18 protein-coding genes and 9 tRNA genes are annotated in these 24,434 nt (G+C 38.6%); 1 reads left to right on the top strand and 26 read right to left on the bottom strand.

Annotated features, from left to right (window positions below; genetic code table 11):
- Positions 1-14 precede the first annotated feature (14 nt).
- From ACE025_RS03525 to pepF, 3 genes are all read right to left on the bottom strand, one after another.
- Positions 15-1,616 (bottom strand): PTS transporter subunit EIIC, encoded by a 1,602-nt coding sequence (locus ACE025_RS03525; protein WP_485937525.1) that lies wholly within the window; start codon positions 1,614-1,616, stop codon positions 15-17.
- 120 nt (positions 1,617-1,736) lie between these two features.
- Positions 1,737-2,504: a MurR/RpiR family transcriptional regulator gene (locus tag ACE025_RS03520; protein ID WP_485937523.1), complete on the bottom strand. Its 768-nt coding sequence runs from the start codon at positions 2,502-2,504 to the stop codon at positions 1,737-1,739.
- Between the two features lie 16 nt (positions 2,505-2,520).
- On the bottom strand, positions 2,521-4,329 hold the full coding sequence (gene pepF, locus ACE025_RS03515; RefSeq protein ID WP_485937521.1) for an oligoendopeptidase F: 1,809 nt from the start codon (positions 4,327-4,329) through the stop codon (positions 2,521-2,523).
- Positions 4,330-4,546: 217 nt separating this feature from the next.
- Between pepF and ACE025_RS03510 the strand changes: the two genes are divergently transcribed.
- Entirely contained in the window at positions 4,547-5,734 is a 1,188-nt protein-coding gene (locus tag ACE025_RS03510; protein WP_485937519.1) for a MalY/PatB family protein, read from the top strand.
- A 35-nt stretch (positions 5,735-5,769) separates the two neighbouring features.
- Here the strand turns inward: ACE025_RS03510 and ACE025_RS03505 are convergent, their stop codons facing one another.
- From ACE025_RS03505 to ACE025_RS03395, 23 genes are all read right to left on the bottom strand, one after another.
- Positions 5,770-6,438: a DUF6320 domain-containing protein gene (locus ACE025_RS03505; protein ID WP_485937517.1), complete on the bottom strand. Its 669-nt coding sequence runs from the start codon at positions 6,436-6,438 to the stop codon at positions 5,770-5,772.
- Positions 6,432-7,841 (bottom strand): condensation domain-containing protein, encoded by a 1,410-nt coding sequence (locus ACE025_RS03500; protein ID WP_485937515.1) that lies wholly within the window; start codon positions 7,839-7,841, stop codon positions 6,432-6,434. The genes ACE025_RS03505 and ACE025_RS03500 overlap by 7 nt, the downstream gene beginning before the upstream one ends.
- 23 nt (positions 7,842-7,864) lie before the next feature.
- A complete protein-coding gene (locus ACE025_RS03495; protein ID WP_485937513.1) occupies positions 7,865-8,791 on the bottom strand; it encodes an alpha/beta hydrolase in 927 nt (308 codons plus the stop codon).
- Between the two features lie 415 nt (positions 8,792-9,206).
- A complete protein-coding gene (locus tag ACE025_RS03490) occupies positions 9,207-9,629 on the bottom strand; it encodes a hypothetical protein (RefSeq protein WP_485937511.1) in 423 nt (140 codons plus the stop codon).
- A gap of 27 nt (positions 9,630-9,656) precedes the next feature.
- Positions 9,657-10,094: a hypothetical protein gene (locus ACE025_RS03485; protein ID WP_485937509.1), complete on the bottom strand. Its 438-nt coding sequence runs from the start codon at positions 10,092-10,094 to the stop codon at positions 9,657-9,659.
- A gap of 56 nt (positions 10,095-10,150) precedes the next feature.
- Positions 10,151-11,578, bottom strand: coding sequence for a T7SS effector LXG polymorphic toxin (locus ACE025_RS03480; protein WP_485937507.1), 1,428 nt, complete (start codon positions 11,576-11,578; stop codon positions 10,151-10,153).
- A gap of 11 nt (positions 11,579-11,589) precedes the next feature.
- Complete coding sequence (locus ACE025_RS03475) at positions 11,590-11,889, bottom strand: TIGR04197 family type VII secretion effector (protein ID WP_485937505.1); 300 nt, start codon at positions 11,887-11,889, stop codon at positions 11,590-11,592.
- A complete protein-coding gene (locus ACE025_RS03470) occupies positions 11,882-13,027 on the bottom strand; it encodes a hypothetical protein (protein ID WP_485937503.1) in 1,146 nt (381 codons plus the stop codon). Before ACE025_RS03470 ends, ACE025_RS03475 begins: the two co-directional genes overlap by 8 nt.
- 1 nt (position 13,028) lies before the next feature.
- The gene (gene essC / locus ACE025_RS03465) at positions 13,029-17,585 is read right to left on the bottom strand and encodes a type VII secretion protein EssC (RefSeq protein ID WP_485937501.1); all 4,557 of its coding nucleotides are present in this window, start codon (positions 17,583-17,585) and stop codon (positions 13,029-13,031) included.
- A 37-nt stretch (positions 17,586-17,622) separates the two neighbouring features.
- Positions 17,623-18,828, bottom strand: a complete 1,206-nt coding sequence (gene essB, locus ACE025_RS03460; protein WP_485937499.1) for a type VII secretion protein EssB — start codon at positions 18,826-18,828, stop codon at positions 17,623-17,625.
- Positions 18,829-18,838: 10 nt separating this feature from the next.
- The gene (locus ACE025_RS03455; RefSeq protein WP_485937497.1) at positions 18,839-19,081 is read right to left on the bottom strand and encodes an EsaB/YukD family protein; all 243 of its coding nucleotides are present in this window, start codon (positions 19,079-19,081) and stop codon (positions 18,839-18,841) included.
- Positions 19,071-19,565 carry a hypothetical protein gene (locus ACE025_RS03450; protein WP_485937495.1) on the bottom strand — a complete coding sequence of 165 codons (495 nt, stop codon included), beginning with the start codon at positions 19,563-19,565 and terminating at the stop codon, positions 19,071-19,073. The genes ACE025_RS03455 and ACE025_RS03450 overlap by 11 nt, the downstream gene beginning before the upstream one ends.
- Before the next feature lie 2 nt (positions 19,566-19,567).
- Positions 19,568-22,840: a type VII secretion protein EsaA gene (esaA, locus tag ACE025_RS03445; RefSeq protein WP_485937493.1), complete on the bottom strand. Its 3,273-nt coding sequence runs from the start codon at positions 22,838-22,840 to the stop codon at positions 19,568-19,570.
- Positions 22,841-22,943: 103 nt separating this feature from the next.
- Positions 22,944-23,234 (bottom strand): WXG100 family type VII secretion target, encoded by a 291-nt coding sequence (locus tag ACE025_RS03440; RefSeq protein WP_485937491.1) that lies wholly within the window; start codon positions 23,232-23,234, stop codon positions 22,944-22,946.
- A 303-nt stretch (positions 23,235-23,537) separates the two neighbouring features.
- A tRNA-Leu gene (locus ACE025_RS03435) sits at positions 23,538-23,622 on the bottom strand.
- A 37-nt stretch (positions 23,623-23,659) separates the two neighbouring features.
- Positions 23,660-23,730, bottom strand: a tRNA-Cys gene (locus tag ACE025_RS03430).
- A 16-nt stretch (positions 23,731-23,746) separates the two neighbouring features.
- Positions 23,747-23,818 (bottom strand) — tRNA-Gln (locus ACE025_RS03425).
- Between the two features lie 7 nt (positions 23,819-23,825).
- Positions 23,826-23,898, bottom strand: a tRNA-His gene (locus tag ACE025_RS03420).
- Between the two features lie 16 nt (positions 23,899-23,914).
- Positions 23,915-23,995: transfer RNA gene (locus ACE025_RS03415), tRNA-Tyr, on the bottom strand.
- Positions 23,996-24,004: 9 nt separating this feature from the next.
- Positions 24,005-24,077: transfer RNA gene (locus tag ACE025_RS03410), tRNA-Phe, on the bottom strand.
- A 38-nt stretch (positions 24,078-24,115) separates the two neighbouring features.
- A tRNA-Val gene (locus tag ACE025_RS03405) sits at positions 24,116-24,188 on the bottom strand.
- 23 nt (positions 24,189-24,211) lie between these two features.
- Positions 24,212-24,283 (bottom strand) — tRNA-Glu (locus ACE025_RS03400).
- A 28-nt stretch (positions 24,284-24,311) separates the two neighbouring features.
- Positions 24,312-24,399, bottom strand: a tRNA-Ser gene (locus ACE025_RS03395).
- Positions 24,400-24,434: the final 35 nt, after the last annotated feature.

Raw genomic sequence — 24,434 nt, 5'->3', positions numbered from 1 at the left:
TCCTTCTGTTTGTTTTATTCTTCTTCGGTAATACCTAGATACTTATCTACTGCTTTTCGGACACTTTCTACTTGTAATCCATAGACAACTTGGACATTTTGTCCTTTGACAATAATACCGTTAGCTCCTGTCTCATTTTTCAATATGCTCTCGTTTACTCTGTCAGGTTCTTGCAAAATCAGTCTTAATCGTGTGTAGCAGTTCGTGACCGATTGGATATTGTCTGCTCCGCCTAATGCGCCAACGATCGTGCTAGCTAAACCAGTATCTTTTGTTCCTGTTTGTGTTGCAACATCTTTTGATTCTTTGCTTTCTTTATAATCTTGTTTAGAATACAATTTCGTTTCTTGACCATCATCTTCACGTCCAATGGTTTTCAAATTCAATTTGGTGATCAATAGACGGAATGTGAAGTAGTAAATCGCAAAGAACATCAATCCAACAACAACGTACATGATCCAGTTCGTTTTTTCTTGTCCAAGAGGGATGTTGTATAAGATAAAGTCAATAAAACCATTAGGTCCGATTGCTCGAACGTTGAATAAGTTTAAGACGACCATGCTCAATCCGCTCAATACTGAATGGACAACGAACAAGATTGGTGCAATGAACATGAACGAAAATTCAATCGGTTCTGTAACTCCGGCGATGAAAGAAGTTACTGCAGCTGGAATCAAAATAGCTTTCGCTTGTTGCTTTTTCTCTGGACTTGCTGTTTGGTACATAGCCAAGCAAGCACCGATCAAACCGAACATTTTAGAGATTCCACGTGCATCCCAGATAACACTCGGAGAAAGAACAGCTACATTCGGATCTGCTATTTCAGCAAAATAAATATTTCGAGCTCCTTCGAAGATCTGTCCCCCAACTTCTTGAACTCCTCCTAATGAAGAGTATAAGAACGGTGTGTACACTAAGTGATGCAATCCAGTAGGAATCAATAATCTTTCCAACATACCATATAAGAATAATCCAAAATTGCCGCTTTGATTGATCAAGATCCCCATGTTATTGATACCCGTTTGGAAAAATGGCCAAATATAAGTAAAGGCAATGGCTAATAAAACAACAACTGGGATCAGCACGATAAATACAAAACGAGATCCGCCGTAAATTTGGAATGCATTGTTGAAATCTTTGTCTGCATATTTATTGTGGACCATTGCTGTAACAACACCCAACAAGATTCCCAAGAACACACCCATGTCTAAGATTTGAACACCTAGAACAGATGCTTGTCCTGTTCCTTGTAAATTTTCTGCTTCAATCAATAATCCAGATAATTCCATGAATTTGTTCATCGCATTGATGAATACTAAGTAACCTAATACAGCTGTAAACCCAGCTTCAGCTTTCTTTTTCTTCGCAAGACCAACTGTTAACCCCACACAGAAAATCAATCCTAAGTTGCTTAAAATAGATACTAATGATCCAGATAAAATAGTGCCGAAACCTGTGGTGATTGGATTATCCATAAAGGGAACGGTTTCAATTAACCGCTGATTTGTAAATACGTTTCCTAAAGCGATCAAAATCCCTGCAATCGGTAATATCAATACAGGAATAAACATAGCTTTAGAAAATCTCTGCAGCCCATCCATCATTTTTTCTTTCATGTCTTCTCTTCCTCCTTATCTCTTTCCTTGCTGCCCTTATCTTATGATGAAACCCCTTACTTGTACAGCTATAACGATCACAAAAAAACGTGTTTCCTAAAACAGAAACACGTTTCGCACTTATTTGTCTTGCAAGGTATTTTTTTCATCTAAATATACTTTAAACAAGTATTCAAACATCATCAATAAACTAGGGAAAAACGTATTGGGCAGCATATTTCGATCATCCAGTTCATTTCGATCATAAATTTTGAAATGGATATCAGACAACTCGGCTACTCGGTTAGGTTCATTTTTTGTAAAAGATGCCGTGCAGATGCCTTGATCCTTAGCTGATGCTAGTTTGTCGATGACTTGCTGAGTCTCTCCTGATTTTGAGATCACAACAAAAGCACCGATATCTTCCAAGTTGTTTTCAAATACCCCTATTGAATCTGTCCCGGAAGCAAAAATCGTTTTCTTCCCCAACACCAATAATTTCTTATACAAATACTCCCCCGCAATCGCAGAAAAACCTGTTGCGTAAATGAAAATGTATTGTTGTTTAAGATTTAAGACTTGCTGGATAAAATTATCTACATTTTCTCTTGAATTGTACTGAAAGATATCCTCCAACTCAAATTTGAAAATATCTTCGGGGCTTTTTTCTGATGGCTGCTGTGTATGAGACACTTTAGGCAGCAGATGATAATACATATCCACAAAGCCTGTGTAGCCTAATTTTTTCGCCAGCCGAATAATAGATGCCGGGGAAGTAAAGTTCACCCGCGCGATTTCTCTTACACCCATTTGCAAAACAGTGTCCATGTTATGGATCACAAAATTCAGTATCTTCTCATCTAACTCAGTGAGCTGCTTTCCCGCAACCAACTTGTTTAAGTCAATCACTTGTCATCCTCCGAACTTAATTCATTTCTTTCGTCAACGCGATGATTCGGTCTACACTTTCGTTTAAATAGTGAATCGTATCGTCTAACGCTTTTGTTGTGGTAATATCTACTCCTGCTACTTTAGTTGCCTCGGCTGGTTTCAATTGACCGCCTAACGCTAAAAATTTCAACCAATCATCTACTGCGGATTGGCCTACTTCCTTCACTCGCAAAAAAGCTTGGGTGGCAATCGTCAGACCTGCAGAATAAGTATAAGAGTACAGTCCCATATAATAATGGATTTGACGCATCCATGTCAACTCAGCACCGTCATTAATTTCTACTGCATCACCCCAGAACTCCTCTAAAACGGCACGTTTCAATTTGCTTAATTTGCCAGCATCAAATCCTTGTCCGGCATCGATCAGCTTATATACTTCTCGTTGATAAGCTGCCTCCAATAAATGTGTGATGTAGTTGTGGAAATACGTTTTAGAAATCATTCGAGTCAATGCGAAACGTTCCATTCTGGGATCTGTGCTGCTTTCTTTTAATGAATCCGTCAGCAGCAGCTCATTAAAGGTTGACGGTGCTTCGATCATATACAGCGACATCCGTGCAGATAAAATAGAGTTATTCGCGCCTGACAATACGCCTTGACCGGCATGACCAAGTTCATGAAGCAGCGTGTACACATCCGTCAGTTGATCGGTCCAAGACATCAAGATATACGGATGCTTACCGTAAACCGTCGCACAAAAGGCACCTGAACGTTTTCCTTTATTTTGAGCAAAATCAACCCAACGTTCTGGATAAGCTCTCATGATCATGTCTACATAATCAGTTCCTAAAGTTGAAAGAGCTTTTTGTACAAGATCTTTTGATTCTTCAACGGAAACGGTCGGTGCAAATTCATGATCTAAATCGATCTTGATATCTGCATACGTCATTTTATCTAATCCATTTTCTTCTTTAACATGAGTAATGTACTTTTGCATCACGGGTGCTAAGTTTTTCATGATCACATCGATTTGGCGATCATACATTTCACGTTCCACCTGTTGATCATACAACAAATAGTCAAATATCGAGTCAAATCCTCGCATCGTAGCTATCGTTTTTTCCTTTTGCAGCTGAGTGTAATACGTTTCAGCCATCACGTTTTGGTATTGACCCAATACTGTGGAAAATTTGTCGAATGCTGCACGACGAACAGCAGTATCCGGATGGTACATGTAATATTCTTCATACGATACGAAACTGAGCGGATATTCTTTTCCCTCTGCCGTAAACGTCCCGAAATCCATATCTGAAGAGCGAATCTGCTCAAAGATCGATTGCGGCGAACTTAAAACAGGATCCAACTGCGCCAAAGCTTTTTCAACAGCCGAATCTAAATGGATCGCTTTTTCGTCTTTGATTTTTTGAATGAATACAGCATAATCAGGTTCTTCTTTTGCTACTTGGTCCAATACATCCGCTTCGCTTTCGATCAATTCCGAATGGAAGAAACTCAACGTTCCGCTCCATTCAGCAATCAAGTTTCCGATCCATCGGTACAATTCCATATTCTTAGGGTCGGAGATATCCGCAGAAACAGGTAAGTAAGCATAATAATTCAACCACATCTCTACTTGTAAAATGGCTTCATATTCTTTGATGGCTTCTTTAATCGTTGCTGCAGATGTTAGTTTCCCCTCAAACTTCTGCGCAAATTTTTCTACTGCTGTTTTTATCTCTGTCACCGCTGCATCAAATTCAGCTCGCGAACTGTAAATAGCTGATACATCCCACGTTAAAGCTTCCGGTACTAAAGAGCGTTCTTGTAATCCTTTTTCAGTCATCAAATCTCTCCCTGTCTAATAAAATAAGTTGTTCTTCATCAATCTTTCATTTTATTTTAACATTAACAAGAAACGTTGTCTCCTTCCTATCCAAAAATTTACACAACAGCTTTTTTTCATCCGACTAAAAGAAACAGGGTTCTATTATTTGAAATTTTATTTGTATGTTAGAATGAGCATAAATAAGACAAATTGGAGTTTTAGGAGGCTGTCACTGATGAAGTATGATTTTACAACACCAATCAACCGAAAACACACCGGTTCTGCAAAATGGATCCAGATGAATCACTGGAACCCTTCTTTAGACGATACGATCTTTCCTTTATCTGTTGCTGATGTAGACATGAAGTTAGCTCCGGAGATCATTCAAGGTCTGAAAGATTATTTAGACACTGCCATTTTAGGGTATGATCTGCCTACTGAAGAATATTATAAGACTGTGATCAAATGGATGAAAAACCAGCATAGGTGGTCCATCAAAAAAGACTGGATCATTACTATTCCAGGTGTGGTGACTTCTTTTTATTCTGCCATCAGAGCTTTTACAGATCCTCAAGATGGTGTAATGATTTTATCGCCGGTGTATTATCCTTTTTATTCTTCGATTGAAAAAACAAAACGTACGATCGTTAAAAGTTCCTTACTTCAAAAAGGATCTCGTTATGAGATCGATTTTTCGGATTTGGAAGAAAAAGCGAAAGAGTCTAAAAACAAGTTGCTGTTGTTTTCCAGTCCGCACAATCCCGTAGGCAGAGTGTGGACAACAGAAGAATTGGTAAAAGTGGTAGAGATTTGTAAAGCAAACAATGTGATCATTTTAGCTGACGAGATCCATCATGACTTAGCTATGCCTGGACATACATATGTTCCTATGGCGACTGTCACAAAAGCAGCTGCTTCTATCTGTATTACAGCAACAGCTGTCAGCAAATCCTTTAATTTGGCAGGATTGAAAAATTCTAATATCATCATTCCGGATGAGCAGGTAAGAAAACGCTTCTTGGAAGATATGGAAATGGTCGGTCTAGACAGCGGCACCAATGTAGTAGGCTTGAAAGCCACGGAAATAGCGTATACCGTGGGAGAACCGTGGTTGCTTGAGTTTAAAGAGTTGATTTGGACAAACCATCAAAAATTAAAAGCCTTTTTAAACCAAGAATTACCTGAAGTAACTGTATTTGACTTAGAAGGCACATTTCTGCAATGGCTGGATTTCAATGCATTTGGACTTTCTGAAAAAGAATTGGAACGCATCATGCATGAGGAAGCTCTTGTCTTTGGAGATGAAGGATACATTTTTGGATCAGAAGGAAATGGATTTGAACGTTTGAACCTTGCCGTTCCTACAAAAATATTGATGGACTCATTAGAAAGACTTGTTGAAACAATGAAAAAATACCGTTGACGATTATCGTCAGCGGTATTTTTTTCAGATTAATTCTAAATTTGCGCTCGCTTTTGTAATTCTGATAAGATGTCTTTTCCATGATTCACTATGGTCCAAGCAAACATCAACATACTCATCAACAGAGAAAACTGCGCTGGAAAAGCCCAAGTAGTCCAATTGAAAAATAAGAATGCAGCTGGCAAAAATCCCAGCAGCGTAGCCGTTAAAAGATACAAAATGTAATCCCCAACTTTTAAGCGAACGATACGCACCGCTATAAACATCGCTACAATTGCACTGATACAAATGATCGGGATCGCATACGTTGTTGACCATGCACTCCAACCCGCCATGTAATCTAAATATACGCACAACAGAGATGTGGAAATAATCAAGTAAACAATTCCTTTAGCTATATTTCTGCGCTTACGGATGATGATCAATGCAACTAGCCAAAGACTCATGATCCCAAACAAAGAAATACGCAAAGGACCTAACGGACTGGGGAAGAAGAGTCCAAGCGTGAAGACTACTAAAATTATCAAGAGAGATAACAACATCAAGCGCTGTACAACATTCTTCTTGTCAAATCGTAAAGGAATATCCGGGTACGGGTTGCTGGAATTTTTTTTGCTGTCTGCTTCCAGGGCTTGATGGCACAAAGGACACTGTTCCCAGTCTCCTTTGATGTTCACTTGACAATGCGTACAACGCTTCACCACAGATCCCCCCTTAACTCGACTGCTTGGGTTTTATTTGCCGCAACGGTCACTTCGACCCCTGCAGAAGTCAATTCTCTGACAAATTGCTGTTGAATATCCGTTTCTATGAATGGAGAAGTAAACGAAATGGTTAACTGATCTCCATGACTAATGACTGAAAACTGAGGTCTCACAGCAGATGTATGGAAGTAAAGCCTATTCACATATCCATCAATCGACTGTGGAAACGCTACTCTTCCTAGATTAGACATGGCTACAGTAAGATTTCGATTGTTAGAGTAATTGATGATTTTTAATACACCATCTTTTATTGGCCTCGGTATCAAACGGTTTATTGGATTGTATTCATAAGAAATCAGCCGGCTCAGCTTGTTTTCCAAATTTTCTTTGCTTAACTGCTGGTTCATTTGTTTGGCCAACGACGCACAAATTTCTTTCAATTGCGGATCACGCTCTTGAGAATAAGTGTATTCCAATTTTACAGTACTGAAAAAGTTGCGGGCTGAATTGGAAGGGTAAAACTGTCGCAAATTGACAGGCACAGAAATCACTATAGTATCTCTGGTCTGGAAATCAGGTCTGGATTTTCGAATCGCTTCAAAAAATAAGGCGATCAAGTAAATGGTTAGAGTAGCTTCTTCTTGATGAGCTAAATGCAATATTTTTTTTACCGGCATTTCTAATTCGATTACTTTTGTGCGGTTATCTGCTGTTTTTTCCCCTTTGATGAGATAAACATGTCTTTTCTTTGAAGGGACAGTCCTGTCTGTCAGTAAAGCACGGCCAAATTTTTTCCCATATTTAAAAGCTGCTCTTTTGCTGCTTCTGGCAAAATTACGCAGCGCAGACTGTGCAGACTCCGTAAAGGATTGTTGTCCATTATGACGGAAGTACGTTACGAAACTATCTTCCAAATGACGGACTTTGGCTTCTATTTGCTCTTTTTTTACTTCTTCCAACGATTCAGGGTAGCGCAATAAAATGTATTCTTTAATCAAGTCTTCAAAAAACCATAACGCACCTGTCCCATCGCTCAACACATGGAAGACTTCTAAATGGACACGATTTTGATTGTAGATTACTCTAAACAACAGCTCTTTTTGGTCAAAATGATACAATTGCGAACAAGGAGCTGAAACTTCCGGCTCCACTTTGGGAATGATCTCTGTATGCTGTAAATAATACCAAAAAATCCCACGTCTTAAGACACTGTGGTACAACTTATACCGTGCGTATGTCTGCTCTAAAGCTTTTTGTAAACTGATTGGATCTATACTATCATGCATTTCTGCGCTTAAACGGAATACTTTAGTATCGGTCGTCGACATTGCTGCCAAAAAGATATTCGATGCGTTATCCAACCGTACCCATTCTTTTTGTTTGGATTGTTCCTTTTGTTTCACCTATTTCACCTCCATCGAGCATGTTACTGCGTCCTGTCTAAAAAAGCGTTGATGACTTCGTATGCTTCAACTACAGGTTCAACAAACGTTGGATATGTGATAAATCCGTGGACCGTTTCTTTGATTCTATGAATGACCACATTATTCCCTGCATCTTGAAGCTTCTCACCATAAGCCTCTCCTTCATCTCGTAAAGGATCAAATTCCGCTGTAATGATCAATGTATCCGGCTGACGACTTAAGTCAAATGCCATCAAAGGAGAGATATATGCACTTTGCCTGATTTCCAAATCAGGTGCATACAACTCCATATATTCTTGCATCTTTTTAGCAGTTAATCCGTAGTCATATCCATTTGTTCGAATAGACTCAAAAGGCGAGCTTTCTGTATGATCCCAATAAGTGACCGGATACAATAGAACCTGTCTGGCAGGTACAATTTTTCCTTCATCGCGTAATTTCAATGAAACTGCTGCAATCAGATTCGCACCAGCAGAATCTCCTATCAACGTCAACTTGGAAGTATCTGCTGAGCGAGTCAACTCCAAATGATTCAATAGGACATCTATGACTTGATAACAATCTTCTAATCCTGCCGGGTAAGGATGCTCCGGAGCCAAGCGGTAATTGACCGAATAAACTACCCTGCCTGTCTGGTCTGCCATATTGATACAGGTAGTCGTATAAGTATCAATATTTCCAGTCACCCAACCTCCGCCATGAACAAATACCAACGCGTCTTCATGACGTTTTTCTTTCGGATGAAAAACTCTTACAGGTATATCATGCGAATGATTTTTAGAATAGATCTTGTGATCCAAAATAACGTACCCTTTTTTTGGTTTTTGTGAAAAAAGCTGCTGCATCTTGCGGACAAACTGATAGTCTTCTTGCATATTGATTTTTGGAGAAGACATCAATTTGAGAACAAATTTAAAAAATGGATTCATTAGTGTACTCCTTCTACAGCATCATACTTTTGGATGACTGTTCTGTAACCTGTTGGTTTTCTTTTATTTTACTAGAGATGGCTCTATTTTGAAACAAGCACCTTAAATATTGCAGATGAATGCAAAATAACGGAGCTCCAATTTATGACGTTGCTGCAGAAATGTCTTTCATAATCAAGCTTGCAAGCTTTGGCATAGCCGTTGGAGCGTTAGCGACGTACGGATATGCCAAAACTTAAAAGCCCTTGAGATGCTTTTTGGCTCAAGGCGGTCCCATGGCTCGCCGTAAGTCACCCCATAGACCGGAGGGAGTTTCTTTACCAACGCTAGAAGATGAAGACCCAAAATACATCAGCTCCTCAATGGAAAATTATTATCCATTGAGGAGCTGATGTGTCATCAAGTCAACATTTAATTAATTCATTAAGTTCTCTACTTCATTCCACATAGAGTTGATTCCTGCTTCTAATGTTCCGATAATACCTTGCGTGCGTGAGATTTTATTTTCAAATCTTGTTTTAGCATCATTTAAAGCATCCATGTTCTCATCAATCGCCCGAATGGTAACTTGAAGACTTCCGTTCAAAATGTCCTCTTCTAATTTCGGCTCGTATTCATTTGAATGGAGATCACCAGTCCAGTTGCTGTAGGTCTCATTAGCCAGCGTTTGAACTGCTCTTTTCTCATCCGACAATAGTTCTTTTTCATCATTCATTGCCTGATAGATTTGATCGATCTCACTGATTTTTTGACTGTATTCTTCTATCCGTTGACGATCATCTTCTATGGTGGCTTGATACTGTTGAATTCTTCCTTTAAGATCCTCTAAGAGACTCATACCATATTTCCCCTCCTTGGCTTAGGACTAAACTAGTCTCTGCAATTGCGAAAGAGACAATTGAATCATAGCTTCATCCGCCGCTTTCAGTAAGTCTGCTTCTTTCCCCATAGGGACATTGATCAATAATGGCATAGAAGTTTCAGCAGGCAACTCCCCAAATTCTTCATCAGTAATAGCGATCAGCGTTTTTTCCCATATCGCTTGTCCATCTATCTTCAGATCAAATACAAACGAGAAATTGGAAATGGCTTCTCCAGTTCGATTCGTTGCCATAAACAAAGCTTGTGCTGGTTCTGTTTTTGTCACATAACCAGTATACGTCACATTAAATACTCCTTTAGTTCCTATGTCTGGATAGGTCGTTAAGTATTTATCTGCCAGTGCCACAACGTTGTTATTATCAGGAGTTTGACCTCCTGAACTTTTAGGTAGAACCAGTTGAACAGATGGATTATCTGCCATATTCTCACTCCCTTTCGTAAATATTTTTTACATGCTTTCAAAATCAAAATCTTTATTTACCAAGGAAAGTCAAACGTAAACGTCGGAACGTTGACATTCAATCGTAAACCTAAACCTAATTTCCCTGCTACCTCTAAAGATGTCGTGTTTAAATTCAGCGGTCCAAATTCTGCTACATTCTGTGTTTCTATATAAGCAGCAGCTTCCGCTGATAAACCAATACTAGCTTCAGCATTTACTCCAAACAGCGATAGATTTTCTTTTACGGATTGACCATTTTGAGATTCTCCATCTACTTCGATATCAAAGAAAGAAACTCCTGCACTCGCAGATAAATCTGCTGCGGTAGCATTTCCTTTAAGTCCAAGGGCATAATTGTTTACATCTTCAAACTGAGCAGCTGCCCCACCTTCGACGGTCAGCACTTCGGCACCAGCCGATGCTTCAGCATTGATCAAGTCATTGCCTAACCTAGCATCCCCTTGAGCATTCAACAGGCCTGCTTCTCCTTCAACATTGAACCCTTTATTATCTGAGGTCAACGATCCAAACTCTGAGGTCCCGTTCGCATAAACGCCTCTTCCAGCTACATTCGCTTCAGCTACTTCTCCCAGACGGGCATTAGCATTTCCTTCTACGGTTACAAATTCTCCAGAAGCCGTCAAAACACCCTCGTTTAGTTGAGTCTGGTAAGATCGTCCAAGCTGTTGATGTCCTGCTGATATGTAAGTATCAGAAGCTAATCCTGCTGCCCATTGACCTTCAGCTGCAGCTTGAGAATCTGCAGTGAAAAAGAAAGGATCTTCAATCAACTTTTCATCTAAAGCTGTTGTAGGCTCTGCCTTATACCAAGTTTCACTGGCCAATTGTCCTACTTTATCTAACGCTAATGTCCCTTGACTGTCGTAATAATTGTCAGCAATATTCTGGATACTTGTATTCAACGTTTGGATACGTCCATAAATCGTTTCTGCTCGTTCTAAAGCGGTTTGATCCGTATCAGCTAAGTCATACACTGTATCCGTCAAAAAAACCAATACTGCTTGAAAATCTGTTTCTAAAGCATTGCTTTGAATATCTGTTACCGGGATATATTCAGCCGCTTGGATATTCAACGATTCTACTCGATTCGTTATCGTTGAAACACTTCTTTGCCTAGCTGTTACTTGCTGTTCGGCAGTTTCTAAGTCAGCAGTAGATACTTTTCCGCTCGCATCGCTTTCAAATCCCAAATAAATCTCTTTAATGTCTGTAATGGCTGTTTTGATTTCATTTAATATATTCATGAACATGTTGATATGATGTACGGTCGATAGTTGAATGTATTGTTTATAACTATCCGCTGCTGCTCCTCTAAAACTAGCAGTTTCCGTTAAAACATAAGCACTTTTATATTGAGCATAAAACAATTCTTCTAAAGTAGAGGCTTGATCTGTCGCCTGCTTCGTCAATTCTTCCATTTCTTCATTGTTTAATAAAGCCATAGTGCACCTCCCTATGAATCACTTGAACCAAAGAGCCTGTCTCCTAGAGTCATTCCTGCCAATTCACGATCTAGGTTCATCCAGTCAGCACGGATATATTCTAGATTTTGAATATCGTTATCCGATAAATTCTTAAAATTTGTTATGGCTTGGTTCATTTGTTCTAAAGCATCTACATATTTGTTAACGGCTGTTAAATCTAAATTGCCTTTTTCTGTTGTGTAAGGAGAGCTGTCTATTGCCGCGTTGGCTTCTTTAAAGCTCGTTATTTCTTCTTGAAGTTGTTCTGGCTCTATCAATATTTCAGACATAATTCACCTTTGCTCCTTGTTCCAACACCATATGGCATTCAGTAATAGCCTTGTAGTGTTGTTTCATTATTTTTTTGATAAATTCAGGTTGATACGTTTTTATTGTTACATAATATTTAATCAAATCGATACCGTTAACATACAAACTCAAAAACAATTGATTGAATTGGTAAGGCTTTTCAACTAAAAGATATTCTACTTCTTCTTGAATCGACAGGTAAGCTTCTTTAACCGTTCCTTGAGTCAGCGACAATGGTAATTGATCTTTATACTTAAGCAGAGGATGCTCTTGGTACTGAATACTCGCATCAAAATTGTCGATGCTCACGGCAAAGTCTCCTTTAAATAAGCAGTGTCCGATCAACTGCAGTAAAGCGAATTGGTCATGTACTGGAACAACATGCGGATCAAAATCGAAGTGCATTGCTCCAACAGAATACGACTCTTTATCTACAGCTTTCAAGTGTTGATCTACTATAGGAAGTATTTCCATCACATGAGGAGAAGGAACGATCACTTCTCCTGGTTTTTCAGTATTCTTTAACCAATAGAAAAATTCGGCTTCTGTGATTTTGTCAGTATTCCCGTTTATCAATAAGACGGTATTGGGAAAATTCACAAACAGTTCCATGAATTGTTTTACGTCCTCTGAATCAATGGTCTGAATATCTCTTGTCAATTGATGAAAGTGGAAGTCTTTTCGTTTATCTGAAAATTCTATCATTTTTGTATAAGCTCGAAAAGCAATATCCTTGTAATTTTGTTTAAAATTCATTTCGCAATTGATTTTGGCCGCTGCAAATACCTCTTCATCTAGTTCAAGATGATAAAACAAGTCCATCACTTGCTGGATGTCTCGATCGAAAGCCGATGCAGTAGTCAGAAAAGTCAATACCGAAGCATTTGTCGTCGTATTTACACGAATCGTTTTTCCTAATTCTTTCATGGCTTTCAATCGCATATATTCCATAAAGACATTTGCACTAGCTTGGTTTACTTCTATGCGTCTTGTCGGATCATCTAAAGTAACGTATTCTTTGTACGCAAATCCTGCATGGATCCCAATAGATACATAAAGTTTATTATCCAAATATCTGTGTTGATTGATCTCTACTTTTAGTCCATTCACTTGGTTCATCTTACCCCTCCGAAATCTTTATTGGGAATTTGATTTTATGATAGCGACCTTCTTGGTACAGATAAGCCTCATCTTGTTCTAATGGTTTTTCACGAGCAATTCGGACTCCCGGCGGATAGATACTTTGTTCTGAAAAGGCCATCGTGATCACCGCATTTTTGGTAGCTTTCAATTTCTTAGCAATATCATTGTAATCGCGATTAAAGGTACTATATTCAGCTCCAAATACAATAGTGACACCCAGCTTATGTTCCACTTCAGCTAGTTGATCGATTTTCCGCTTCGCTGCTGTTTCTAATCTATCATATATCGCTGTTAAATCATTGATAATCAACATGATAGGTGTGAAGTCAGTATAGAAATGTTCCATGTTTTGCCCTGATTCTTGTCTAAATTGATTAAAGTACATTTCCTCTCGCTCACCAATAATCTCAAGCACATGGTCCAGTACGTATTCAATTTCTTGATCTGCTGTGGCATAAGCTTGAACACTGTCCCGATGTGCATAAAGCGGCATACTTGATTGATCAATAATGTACGTTTGTTGTTCAGCTGATTTCGAAATGTGCAACAGAGAACTCAAACTTTCTGTCAATTTAGCTCTTCCAGCTCCTAAATAAATAACTTTTCCGTTACGCTCAAAACCAACTGGCAGAGCAGTTCCGCGATCAAGTCCAATGACCATATTTTCTTTCTGTGACAGAACTTCTGCCACGATTGGGTTGGATACAAAGTCATTAACAAACAATTCATCTGGAACCATTGGAATCGGAGTTGGTACTTTCCCTTTCCATGATCGTTTCATTTGTTTTATTTCATGCTGCATAACTTGAATCAATTCTATACTGCTCTCAGCTTTAACCGGTAAAGCAATTTGTATCAGTTCTGGTTTTTCTATACGTACCAACCCGCGTCCTGGCAAATCATCTATGCTGAGAGTTGTTCTTCCGACAACCATTCTTGCTTCATCATCAGCGTTTTGTCTCAAAACAAATTGTTGCTTAATGTTTCCAGACAGATTCATCCTTAGATTAGCTTGTCTTCCGGCTGTCATTACCAAATGAATACCTAGACCAGCTCCTTCTCTAGCCACTTGTATCAAATGGCTTTCAAATTCCGCTTCGATAGCAAATCCCTTGATTCCTTCATAACTGTCTACAGCAATCAAGATAGAAGGGACCGTTTTCCCGCTAACTTGTTCATATAATGCAATATTCGCTACTGCATATCGGCTCAGAAGTTTTTTCCGCTCTCTCATTTCTTGGCTGATTCGAGTCATATATTTTTTTAACTTTTCGTGTTCATCTGCAGTAAATATATCGGCAACATGCGGTAAGTTCTTTAGGGGCAGTAAGCCGTTTGTTCCGAAATCCAATAGATACATTTCTGCTTGTTCAGGATTTTGAGAACGCGCCAAGTCCATCAACACTGTCTGCAAGAAAGTCGACTTTCCATAACCAGGGCTGGCATACAGTAGTACATGGCCATCTTTTGTCAGGTCTAATCGCAGTGTTTGCTGCTCTTGAATGTCAGGCAAGTCGATCACCCCAACGACTGGAGTCAAAGGTGCTTTTGGATTAGACCATTCTTCATTAAAGTTTAGCGGGTGCAGATCACTAGTATAGATACGTTCCTCTAAAGGCGGCAGCCAAGGTTTAGCGATCGGGTTGATTTGAGCTTTGAAAACTTCTCTTTGTATCTCTTCGATCACAGCATCCATCTCAGTTGGAATTTGTTTTACTTCTTCTATGGCATCAAGTCCACTAAGATCTTCATTTAAGATCTCATATTGCCCTAGATCGTTGACCAAGTAGATCGTGTGATCCTCAATATGCTGAGTTTCTTTATTAGGCAGGTAATCTGCTCCGCTCCAAGCACTTTGGAACAATTCATAAATTTCATTATTCCCCACTTGCATATATCCGCGTCCGACTTGGGTGATCTCAGATGCATCTGGTGTCCGCAGCATTTCCATTGAATCTGAGCGGTCAGCCACTTTCAACGCTATTTTAAAACGCGAGTTGCTCCAGATTTGATCATCCACAACGCCCGTCGGCTTTTGAGTTGCTAAGATCAAATGAATCCCCAATGATCGACCGATCCGAGCTGTGGATACTAATTCTTTCATAAAATCTGGCTGTTCAGATTTTAATTCTGCAAACTCATCACTGATCAAAAACAAGTGCGGCAACGGTTCTTTTGCATCTCCATTTTTCACCAGTTTTTGGTACTGATTGATATGATTGACATTATTTGAAGAGAATAATCTCTGCCGTCTTTTCAATTCTGCTTTGATCGACGATAGAGCTCTTAAGCTTTGATTGCCATCTAAGTTGGTGATCGTTCCCAGCAAGTGAGGCAACCCGCTAAACAGATTAGCCATTCCTCCACCTTTGTAGTCGATCAACAGAAAAGCCACATCGTGCGGATGGAAATTGACTGCTAAACTTAAAATATAACTTTGAATCAATTCTGACTTACCCGAACCTGTCGTACCAGCAATCAATCCATGAGGCCCGTGAGCTTTTTCATGCAGATTCAACTGAACAGGATCGTTGGCAGATCGTAATCCAATAGGTACAGCCAATGTTTTATGAGGAGAGTGCTCTTTCCATCTTTTAACAACATTTAACTCTTCAACATCACTGACTTGATACATTTGCAAAAATGTCACCATCTCAGGCACACCATTTTTGATGCTTTGCAAATGTTTTAGTGGAGCCAAAGCGCGTGGGATTCTTTCTTTATCGAATTCCATTGGAAAATGATCCAATTGATATACAGTATTCTTCAGTTCTCCATTCTCCATCAACAATACGCCTGTCGTACGATCTCGAATATCGATAACCGTTTGAACGTTTTCCGATAACGAGCTCAATACATCTTGAACGAAAACGATACTACATCCTAACTGCAATGGATCCTGATCAAAAAATTCCATGATCATATGGTCCAAAATCAATTTTTCATCGGTTACCAGCACGACATAATGAGGAGTGAAAGCGACAGAATCCTCGGCTTTTTTCTTTTCTCCTAAGGCGTTTTTCCGTTCTTTTAAGATTTGGTACAAGCTGTTCAACACTTGATCGCGACTGCGCTGATTGTAAACAAAACCTCTGACATTGATATTGCTTAATTTTGCGTGCGGCAGCCAGCGCATCCAATTCCATTCTTCTTTTTCTTCTTCAGGAAAAACCGCAATAAACTGAACTTCGTGGTAACTATGGAAGAAAGCTAGCTGATTGACCAATAATTGCAGCTGTTCAATGACAAGTTTTCTAGGTCCGATATACCCTACTGGCGCTTCTATCAAATTAACGGTTATCGGCATATCATTCAATGACTGGTACTGTTCAAACAATTCATAGCCTTGAACTTCTAATTCATCCAGCTTCTTCTCTCTCTCTTTATTTGAGTAAGTCAAATCCACTGCATTCGCTACTTTTCCCAATCCTAAACGATAATGCAAAAAATCAAAATGTACAGGCGTCTTTTCATAGATTCGATGATTCAATTTTACAGCTGCTTCCTGCAGTTCTTCAATCGAAGGATAATGATAATGTTGACCATTTTCTTGATTTTTTTTATCTTGATACAAGTCTTTGCCTTTTTCTTTCAAATAATGTTGGTACGTCTTTTCTCTTTCTTCTACTGCTTTTTTATGCTCTTTTCGCTGAGTAAAATACCGTTGAATAGAAAAAACAGCTGTTAGTAAAGACATCGCTAATGTAATAACAATGTATAATCCTCTAGGTTGGAAAATACTGATCATCACAAGTAACGTAACCATTACTAAAGGAGGTAAAATAATTCTAAGCAATTGCTCAGTCGGTTTCTTCGGCATTTGAGGAGGCGCCTTTACCTCTACTTTTTTTTCAGGATTGCGGTAAATAATTCTTGGCGATCGATGATATTCTGGATAATCCTTAGGAAAAGCGTAACGTGAAAAAGCAACTTCTTGCAAATGAATGAATGTTGAAGAAAGCCCCCAAACTTTCAATTCTTCTTTCATCACTTTCAGCGTAACGCCTTCAATCGTTAACTCATCGCCAAATTGGACTTGCCCTATTCTAGCAGCAGTCGAGCGGTTATTGAGGTAAAGCAGCCCTTCCACCATTTCGTAAGTCCATTGTCCCTCTTTAGTCTTCTTCAATAAGACCTGTGAATTTGTATGTACGATCTGCAGGTCTGCATTTATTTCTGGTCCAACAAATAGAACATTTTTTGTTGTGATATCATATATCTTTTCTTCAGCTTGTGCGCCCACCCAAATAGCTAGGTCTTCTTTTTTTGTAGAGATAGTCGACCACTGGTTTAAGGAGCTGTCTCTTTTTTCTTTTTCATTTTGGATCGTATATGTATTGTCCAATACATGTACGATATATCCTTTTAATTTCGGAAAAGATTCTACTAACGCTGCAAACTTTGGCTCATCCAAAGAGAATGACTGATCATCTAATTCATTTAACGTCAAATCAAACTGATAGCGATCCGCTGAACCGTGGACGATCAGGCTTATATTTTGAATATTATTTGTCTGGTATCGGAGTTGTTCCACCTAGTGCACCTTCCTTACTGAATGCTCTGAATTTTTATCAGTTTGTTTGCGTTTCTTCTTCAAGAATTGTATCTCTTTCTTCGCTGTATTCTTCGTATTGAGTTTCATATTGACTCAATTGCTGTTCTCGTTCTTCACCGGATAATTCCGGATTGTTGATGATTTGTTCCCTGATTTGAGCAATACCATACAAAATCAAATCGTAATCGCCTATTTTTTTAGCTAAATCAATCGATTCTTCATAATTTCCTTGGCCGATATGAACCCAGTAATCCAAATAGTTCACGTCTGATTTTAGGCTGACATTATTTAAAATTACTTGTTTTTGTTCTTCATTGAAACTTTGACCTTGAACAACTGAATAAGCCATCATATATTTTTGTGTAGCCGGCAAGTCTTCAGGCTTAATCGAATTTAATGTCGAGATAACTTCAGTGTAATTATTTTGTACAAAATAAGAGTCAGCTTCTAATAATCTGTTTTGGAACGGACTGCGGATAAAGACAAAATAACTCAATGCTGCTAGAGAAACGACTACAGCACCGCCAAACCATAATGCTAATTGTCTGGACCATTTGTATTTCTTCTTATCCACTTTTTGATATTTTTTTTCTTCCTCTGCTGCTTTTTGCACATACAATGGTTTAATATAATCAGCCAATGCCTCCATGGATTCGGCTGTCTTGATACGATGGATAAACTCAGTTCCCGTAACGGTCTCCAAATTGCCTGCGTACAAGTCTTCAAATCTGTATTCTGTCAGAAATAAACTGATCAAGTAACATTTCATATTTCGCAACAGAAATTCTGGGTTCATCTCCATCGGCGGCATTTGCTCTTTGATTCCTCGATAAGCAATTGAGGGAATTAAATTGTAATCAAAATAGAGATTTTCCGGGTGCAGGAAAAAAGTATAAGGAAATTGGGTTAATTCCCCAAAGGACAATAAATTTACTGCAGCTTTCAACTTTTCTACCGTATCCAGCTCCTGCATTTCTTTCACTGTATGACCTGGTCGCTGAATTGTGTAATTAAAAATCAATTTGTCTTCTGTAACTTCATAACTGCCTGGTAAAAAATGAGCTTCTGGTACTTTTAAAACGGCTAATCGATCTTCATTCTTTAAGTGTGCTGCAGATTTTTTGATGCGGACTGTCCACTGTGTCTCTGTTTTTTCATAATCGTACTCTACTTGATCAAATACTATTTTTACCGTCTGTGGAATATGTTCGATTGAGTCCATAGTTTTCTCCTTAAATAATTTCTATAATATCCCCATCCGTTACTGGATAGTGATATAAAAACTGATTTTCGGCCAAGATCAATCCTTTAGACGAAATCTTGATTTGTTTCATGCCTTCATTTTCTTCCAAATGAAAGATAGAATGTAGTTGATTGACCAGTCCTGCTGCTGTGATGTAAACAGGGATACGCAAATCAACCTCATTTCCATTTTTTAACACTAACGTAATATTAACGTGATCATTATCCCTCATAATTATCCCTCTTATACAATTGATATGATGCCGCAACAGAAGTTGCTGATACTGCTATCAGAAAGAATTTAAACCATGTATTTTCTAATAAACTGACTGAGCCAAGCGCATGTGTTTCTTGCTGCAGCACTGACTCTCCAGTATGATTTGTATTTATAGGAGCAGTAAACAAGCTCTTTTTATTGAAAGTCTCGTGTGTCGTTTCTTCTACCCCAGTAGTAAAAAGAGCATTGACCTGCTTCTGTTCGTCTAGTTTATCCTGTTCAGTATACGTTTCTATCCGTTCAGTATCTTTTGTTCCAAATAAATCGCTGACATCTAAGGTAGCAGACTGACCTTTTGAATTCCCTTCTAAACGGTCCACTTGAATCGAAACACCATTTTCTGAATCAGAACTCTCTGCTGCTGCAACATTTTTAGGTTCCCAAGAAACCAATATTCCTAGTAACAAAAGAAACAGAAGGAGCATTCTGTTATTTCTCATGTCTATGCCACCTCTTTTTTAGCAGGTTTCTTTCCAACTAATAGTAGAACACCACTGACAACGATTGCCAAAATCACTAGTACTAGAACCATTTCAACACTAGATTGGGCTTGAAGCAATGCTCTCATCGTTCTTTCTCCCAGCATTAATGGATTAACTGTACGGATCACATTTGCGAACCCTGATAAATTTGCTGTGGTTCCTATAGATTCTGTAACAAAAACATAACTGATCAAGAAATACATACTGATTCCTAATCCCATATTTTTGAATAACTTGATCAAACTGTAGTTTATTAGACTGAACACTACACTTAGTAGCACAACCGCCGCAGTCCACTTCAATGTACTTTCAAATGGCACACCTAGAACTGCTCCGCTGATCATCCCTTCTATCAATCCTAAAACAATGCTGATGCCTAAAATGATCAATAGTGGATAACCTTTCATTTTTAAAGCTGCATTGGATCCGTCAAAGTCATCTTTTTTCAGGAAAACAACATTATTCGAAGCAATCAAATAACCCGCAAATAAGGAGATTCCATAAATCATCAATACCCAAGTAAATGGATTCACTTTTTCCGCTGCTTGGATAGACCCTTTAAAGTCTTTTTCAACAGGATTGGCGATAAAATCCATAACAGTCTCATTCAATATGCCATTTTGGTGAGCATTGCTTAATACTTCTACAAAATTACCTGCAAATTGATTATTCTCTTCCACTTGTTCTTGGAATCGATTCATTAAGCTGCCCGCGTCTGTCGTTAATTCTTCAGTACTCAATTCTAATACAGCAACGTCTGCATCAAAAGATTGGAATACATCTTTTACAGAACTGGCCATTTCTACCGTACTTTCAGAATCGGTTTTTAAACTCCCGCTTGTCTGTAGAATTTGACCAAGGTTCGTATAAATATCTTTAGCTGTAATGGAGTTTAGTTGTTGATTTTCACCATTATCTGCTCCCAATGCTGTTACAGCCTGGCTTTGTTCTTGCCAGCTAGATAATAGTTGCAGCTGAGTATTGATTTGTTCAGCATTGTTCTGTGCTGTTGTTCTGATACTTGACATTTTTTCAGCTAGAACTGGCAATTGCTGCGTCAAATCAACCATTGTAGAACGCACATTTTGTTGACTGGCTAACAACCCATAACCCGTTAAATTATTCGTTAAAGTGTTTGTGATGACTTCGGTTAAGTAGTCTTTCACATCACGATCTAAAAATTTCCCTACTATGGTTGAATAGTCATCAAATACTGGCTGAGTATTTTCTTCATTTGTAATATCAATTTGTAGAAAAACATCCTTATAGAGACGTTCGATTTTCTCTATAACACTTGTATATCGATCCAATGCGTTTCGATGCTCTAAGCTAGAATAATAATCCACTTCTTCATAAAAAACATAGTGGACGTATGATAGACTTTCTTTCACTCCTGCATTAGATTCGCTAGCCCCATTTTCTGGTTTTAAAGGTGGCTCGCTACTCACCTCATCTTCTTTCACCTGTTCAAGCTGGTCGGTTTCTGGTTTTTGCTGTTTCTGCAAAACTTCAACTTTAATCTGTTGCTTGTCAGTTTGATTTTCAGGTAAGTTTTCGATTTTATACGTTCCGCTGATAGTAATATGTGAGTCACGATCTGATATGAGGAAAGAATCTCCTGGAACTGGTGTCCCATTAACTGTCCATGTAGGCGATACTATACTATTAGGAAATTGAACGTTGATAGTTCCATCTCGAATTTTCCCATCCGTATTATCTATCTCAAAATGGAATGTTTTTTCTGGTGTTTCCTCAATAAATGCTACCAATTCTTGATAAGCTTTAGATATATCATTCGCTATATTTTCTGCTTCTTTATTCGGTTCTTTATTATTGTTACTCAAAAATTCTTTTAGATAATTTTCTTGCTGCTTTACAGATTCAATTAACTGGTCAACATTTTTAACTAAACTTAACTGCTCTTTAGGCAGCTCTTCAATAGTTAGATAAGGCAATGTAGCTACTTGTTCCAATAAAATTTTTTTTTGCTTCTCTTCCTTGTACTTTTGAAGTTCTTCTTTTTCAGCTATTTTTTCCAAGAAAGAGTTGGTCTCCCCTTTGCTATCTTTTATGTCTTCATGATTCTGTAAAAATGTTCTTAAACTGATGTCCGATTCTTTACCATAAGCCTCATTCAATTGCTCTTCAACAAAAGCATCAACTGTTTCTAATTGGTCATTCAATAGCTCTTCTTGTTGAGCTACTTTCGTGTTCATTTCTGTCATATAGCTCTCTAAGCGAGCATACTCACTAGCATAAGTATCGATCCCAATAGCTGCATTTCTGACTGGACCTGTAGGCCGTTGAAATTGGGACAACAGAACTTCATTAGAAACTTGGATACTGTTAAACAATTCTTCTGTTTCTTGATTCAATAAAGCAGCATCCATACTAAGAATGTTTTCCATAAAAGTTTCGTAAGAAATAGTGTCATTATTCAGTTTTGATATGTATTCCATTAATTGAGAGTCGTATTCCAACAATGACTGACTATATTCAGTAAATCCCGCTGTGTTTTCAGAAAGAGTATCTGTTAACCGCTCATTGCTTTCAAGGGTAATGCTTGTATGATCTTTTATTGTCGGAATAGCATTCTCAAAGCTTAAAGCCGTTCCATAAACTTGATTTTCATATGAACCCATGTTGGTATTGTTGCCATCGACCACTTCTCGCACATTATTTTGAGCTTGAGATAGATTAACTAAAATCGTTGCCACATATACGTCAACTAATTGCTGATTCAATCCATTCACTATTTCATTTCCAACACGATCGGCTTCTGTCTCCAACTCATTGTTTCCATTAGCATTCACTCGATATTCTATCGCTACTTTTTCTGGATTTGTTTCGTTCATATCTAATACTTTTGCAGAAAAATTATTGGGGATGATCAACATCAGTTGATACAGACCCTCATTAAGTCCTGATTCAGCACTTCCTCTACTTACTACATACCAATCATACTCTTCATTTTTTTCAATTTGCTTAATGTAATTGGAACCTAAAGTATAGTCTGCATCCCCTACTACTGTTCCTTCATCTTCATTTACAATAGCTATAGCCATTTTACTTTTCACGTCTACAGACTTTTCAGTACCTGTCTCATCTGCTTTTTCATTGACGCGTTCTGCCGTTTGTATATGATTGCTTAAAATAAATAATAAACCTGCAAACACAGTAATCGCTGCACCAATTTTTAACCAAAGCCTTCTTTTATTTTTCATCTCCAACATTCACCTCTCCAAATTAAACTCCTAGTAAAAAAACACATAAAAAAAGAAAGGGAATTCTCATCCCTTCCCTGTGGCTCGATTTTAAATCAATCAACTATTAGTATTAAAACCCGATTTTTCCAGCGATATCTTGATCTGTTTGCTCGATCGTATCTGCAACTGAGTTTAACTGAGTATTGATGTCTTGTAACAATTGTGAGAATTCTTGGATTTTTGGTTTCAATTCACTGAATTGATTGTCAAAACTTTCAAAAGCAGATCCTTCCCAATTTTCACGAATAGCTTCTTGTTCAGAAGTTAATATTGCTAAAACGTTATCAATATCAGAAGAACCATTCGTATATTTTACTGCTGAAGTTCTCAACTCTTCTGGTGTTAGTTTGATTTGTGCCATATTATTATTCCTCCAATAGTATGTAATTTATAACTGAAACAAATTTACCAAATATTCTCTATACATTGCAACTAATAACCTAGAGTTTCGCTATTATTTTTCACAAAAGAAATATTTGAATAGTTAATTTCACAAATAGAAGTAAAATATCTCTAAAGTATGCCTATTTCACCACTATAAACCTTCTATCAATAGAATTTAAATGTAGTTATAATCTGGTTGATTTTAGATAAAAAAATATGCACTTCAAACATAACATATTGTTAGTTTGAAGTGCATATTGAAGTATAACGGTGTATTTAATACCGGCGGCCGGAATCGAACCGGCACGCCCTCAACGGGCACTGGATTTTGAGTCCAGCGCGTCTACCAATTCCGCCACGCCGGCATGTGTTTTGCCTACAAATTTTATCACTTATAAAACAAGGCGGTAACCGGATTTGAACCGGTGATGAAGGTTTTGCAGACCTCTGCCTTACCACTTGGCTATACCGCCAAAATATATTTAAAAACTGGGCTAGCTGGATTCGAACCAGCGCATGAGGGAGTCAAAGTCCCTTGCCTTACCGCTTGGCTATAGCCCATTAAAGGGGCGACTGATGGGGATCGAACCCACGAATGCCGGCGCCACAAGCCGGTGTGTTAACCACTTCACCACAATCGCCATAATAAAATAAAAATGGAGGGGGGCAGATTCGAACTGCCGAACCCGAAGGAGCGGATTTACAGTCCGCCGCGTTTAGCCACTTCGCTACCCCTCCAGAATATAATGGCTCGGGACGGAATCGAACCGCCGACACCTTGAGCTTCAATCAAGTGCTCTACCAACTGAGCTACCGAGCCAACTTAGAAGTTTCTTTTTTATGTATTTTTGGAACCAATGGAGGTTAACGGGCTCGAACCGCTGACCCTCTGCTTGTAAGGCAGATGCTCTCCCAACTGAGCTAAACCTCCAAAGATAAGTTATTTCAATAGCATGACCCGTACGGGATTCGAACCCGTGTTACCGCCGTGAAAGGGCGGTGTCTTAACCGCTTGACCAACGGGCCTGTTTATAAATGACATTGAACATAAAAACGGAGAAGGAGGGATTTGAACCCTCGCGCCGCGTTAGCGACCTACACCCTTAGCAGGGGCGCCTCTTCAGCCACTTGAGTACTTCCCCAATCAACGAAAAAGTCTACTTACATTATGTTTATG

Source organism: Desemzia sp. AGC72 (assembly GCF_057334175.1).
Note: the sequence above shows the minus strand (reverse complement) of the source record. Positions and strands in the feature narration are given on the sequence as shown.

What these genes read in the sequence shown, in the direction of transcription:
- ACE025_RS03475 (WP_485937505.1), bottom strand. Translation starts at nt 11,889, where the DNA reads ATGTCTGAAATATTGATAGAGCCAGAACAACTTCAAGAAGAAATAACG.
- ACE025_RS03480 (WP_485937507.1), bottom strand. Translation starts at nt 11,578, where the DNA reads ATGGCTTTATTAAACAATGAAGAAATGGAAGAATTGACGAAGCAGGCG.
- ACE025_RS03525 (WP_485937525.1), bottom strand. Translation starts at nt 1,616, where the DNA reads ATGAAAGAAAAAATGATGGATGGGCTGCAGAGATTTTCTAAAGCTATG.
- ACE025_RS03450 (WP_485937495.1), bottom strand. Translation starts at nt 19,565, where the DNA reads ATGAGAAATAACAGAATGCTCCTTCTGTTTCTTTTGTTACTAGGAATA.
- pepF (WP_485937521.1), bottom strand. Translation starts at nt 4,329, where the DNA reads ATGACTGAAAAAGGATTACAAGAACGCTCTTTAGTACCGGAAGCTTTA.
- ACE025_RS03455 (WP_485937497.1), bottom strand. Translation starts at nt 19,081, where the DNA reads ATGAGGGATAATGATCACGTTAATATTACGTTAGTGTTAAAAAATGGA.
- essB (WP_485937499.1), bottom strand. Translation starts at nt 18,828, where the DNA reads ATGGACTCAATCGAACATATTCCACAGACGGTAAAAATAGTATTTGAT.
- esaA (WP_485937493.1), bottom strand. Translation starts at nt 22,840, where the DNA reads ATGTTGGAGATGAAAAATAAAAGAAGGCTTTGGTTAAAAATTGGTGCA.
- ACE025_RS03490 (WP_485937511.1), bottom strand. Translation starts at nt 9,629, where the DNA reads ATGAGTCTCTTAGAGGATCTTAAAGGAAGAATTCAACAGTATCAAGCC.
- ACE025_RS03510 (WP_485937519.1), top strand. Translation starts at nt 4,547, where the DNA reads ATGAAGTATGATTTTACAACACCAATCAACCGAAAACACACCGGTTCT.
- ACE025_RS03440 (WP_485937491.1), bottom strand. Translation starts at nt 23,234, where the DNA reads ATGGCACAAATCAAACTAACACCAGAAGAGTTGAGAACTTCAGCAGTA.
- ACE025_RS03495 (WP_485937513.1), bottom strand. Translation starts at nt 8,791, where the DNA reads ATGAATCCATTTTTTAAATTTGTTCTCAAATTGATGTCTTCTCCAAAA.
- ACE025_RS03485 (WP_485937509.1), bottom strand. Translation starts at nt 10,094, where the DNA reads ATGGCAGATAATCCATCTGTTCAACTGGTTCTACCTAAAAGTTCAGGA.
- ACE025_RS03470 (WP_485937503.1), bottom strand. Translation starts at nt 13,027, where the DNA reads ATGAACCAAGTGAATGGACTAAAAGTAGAGATCAATCAACACAGATAT.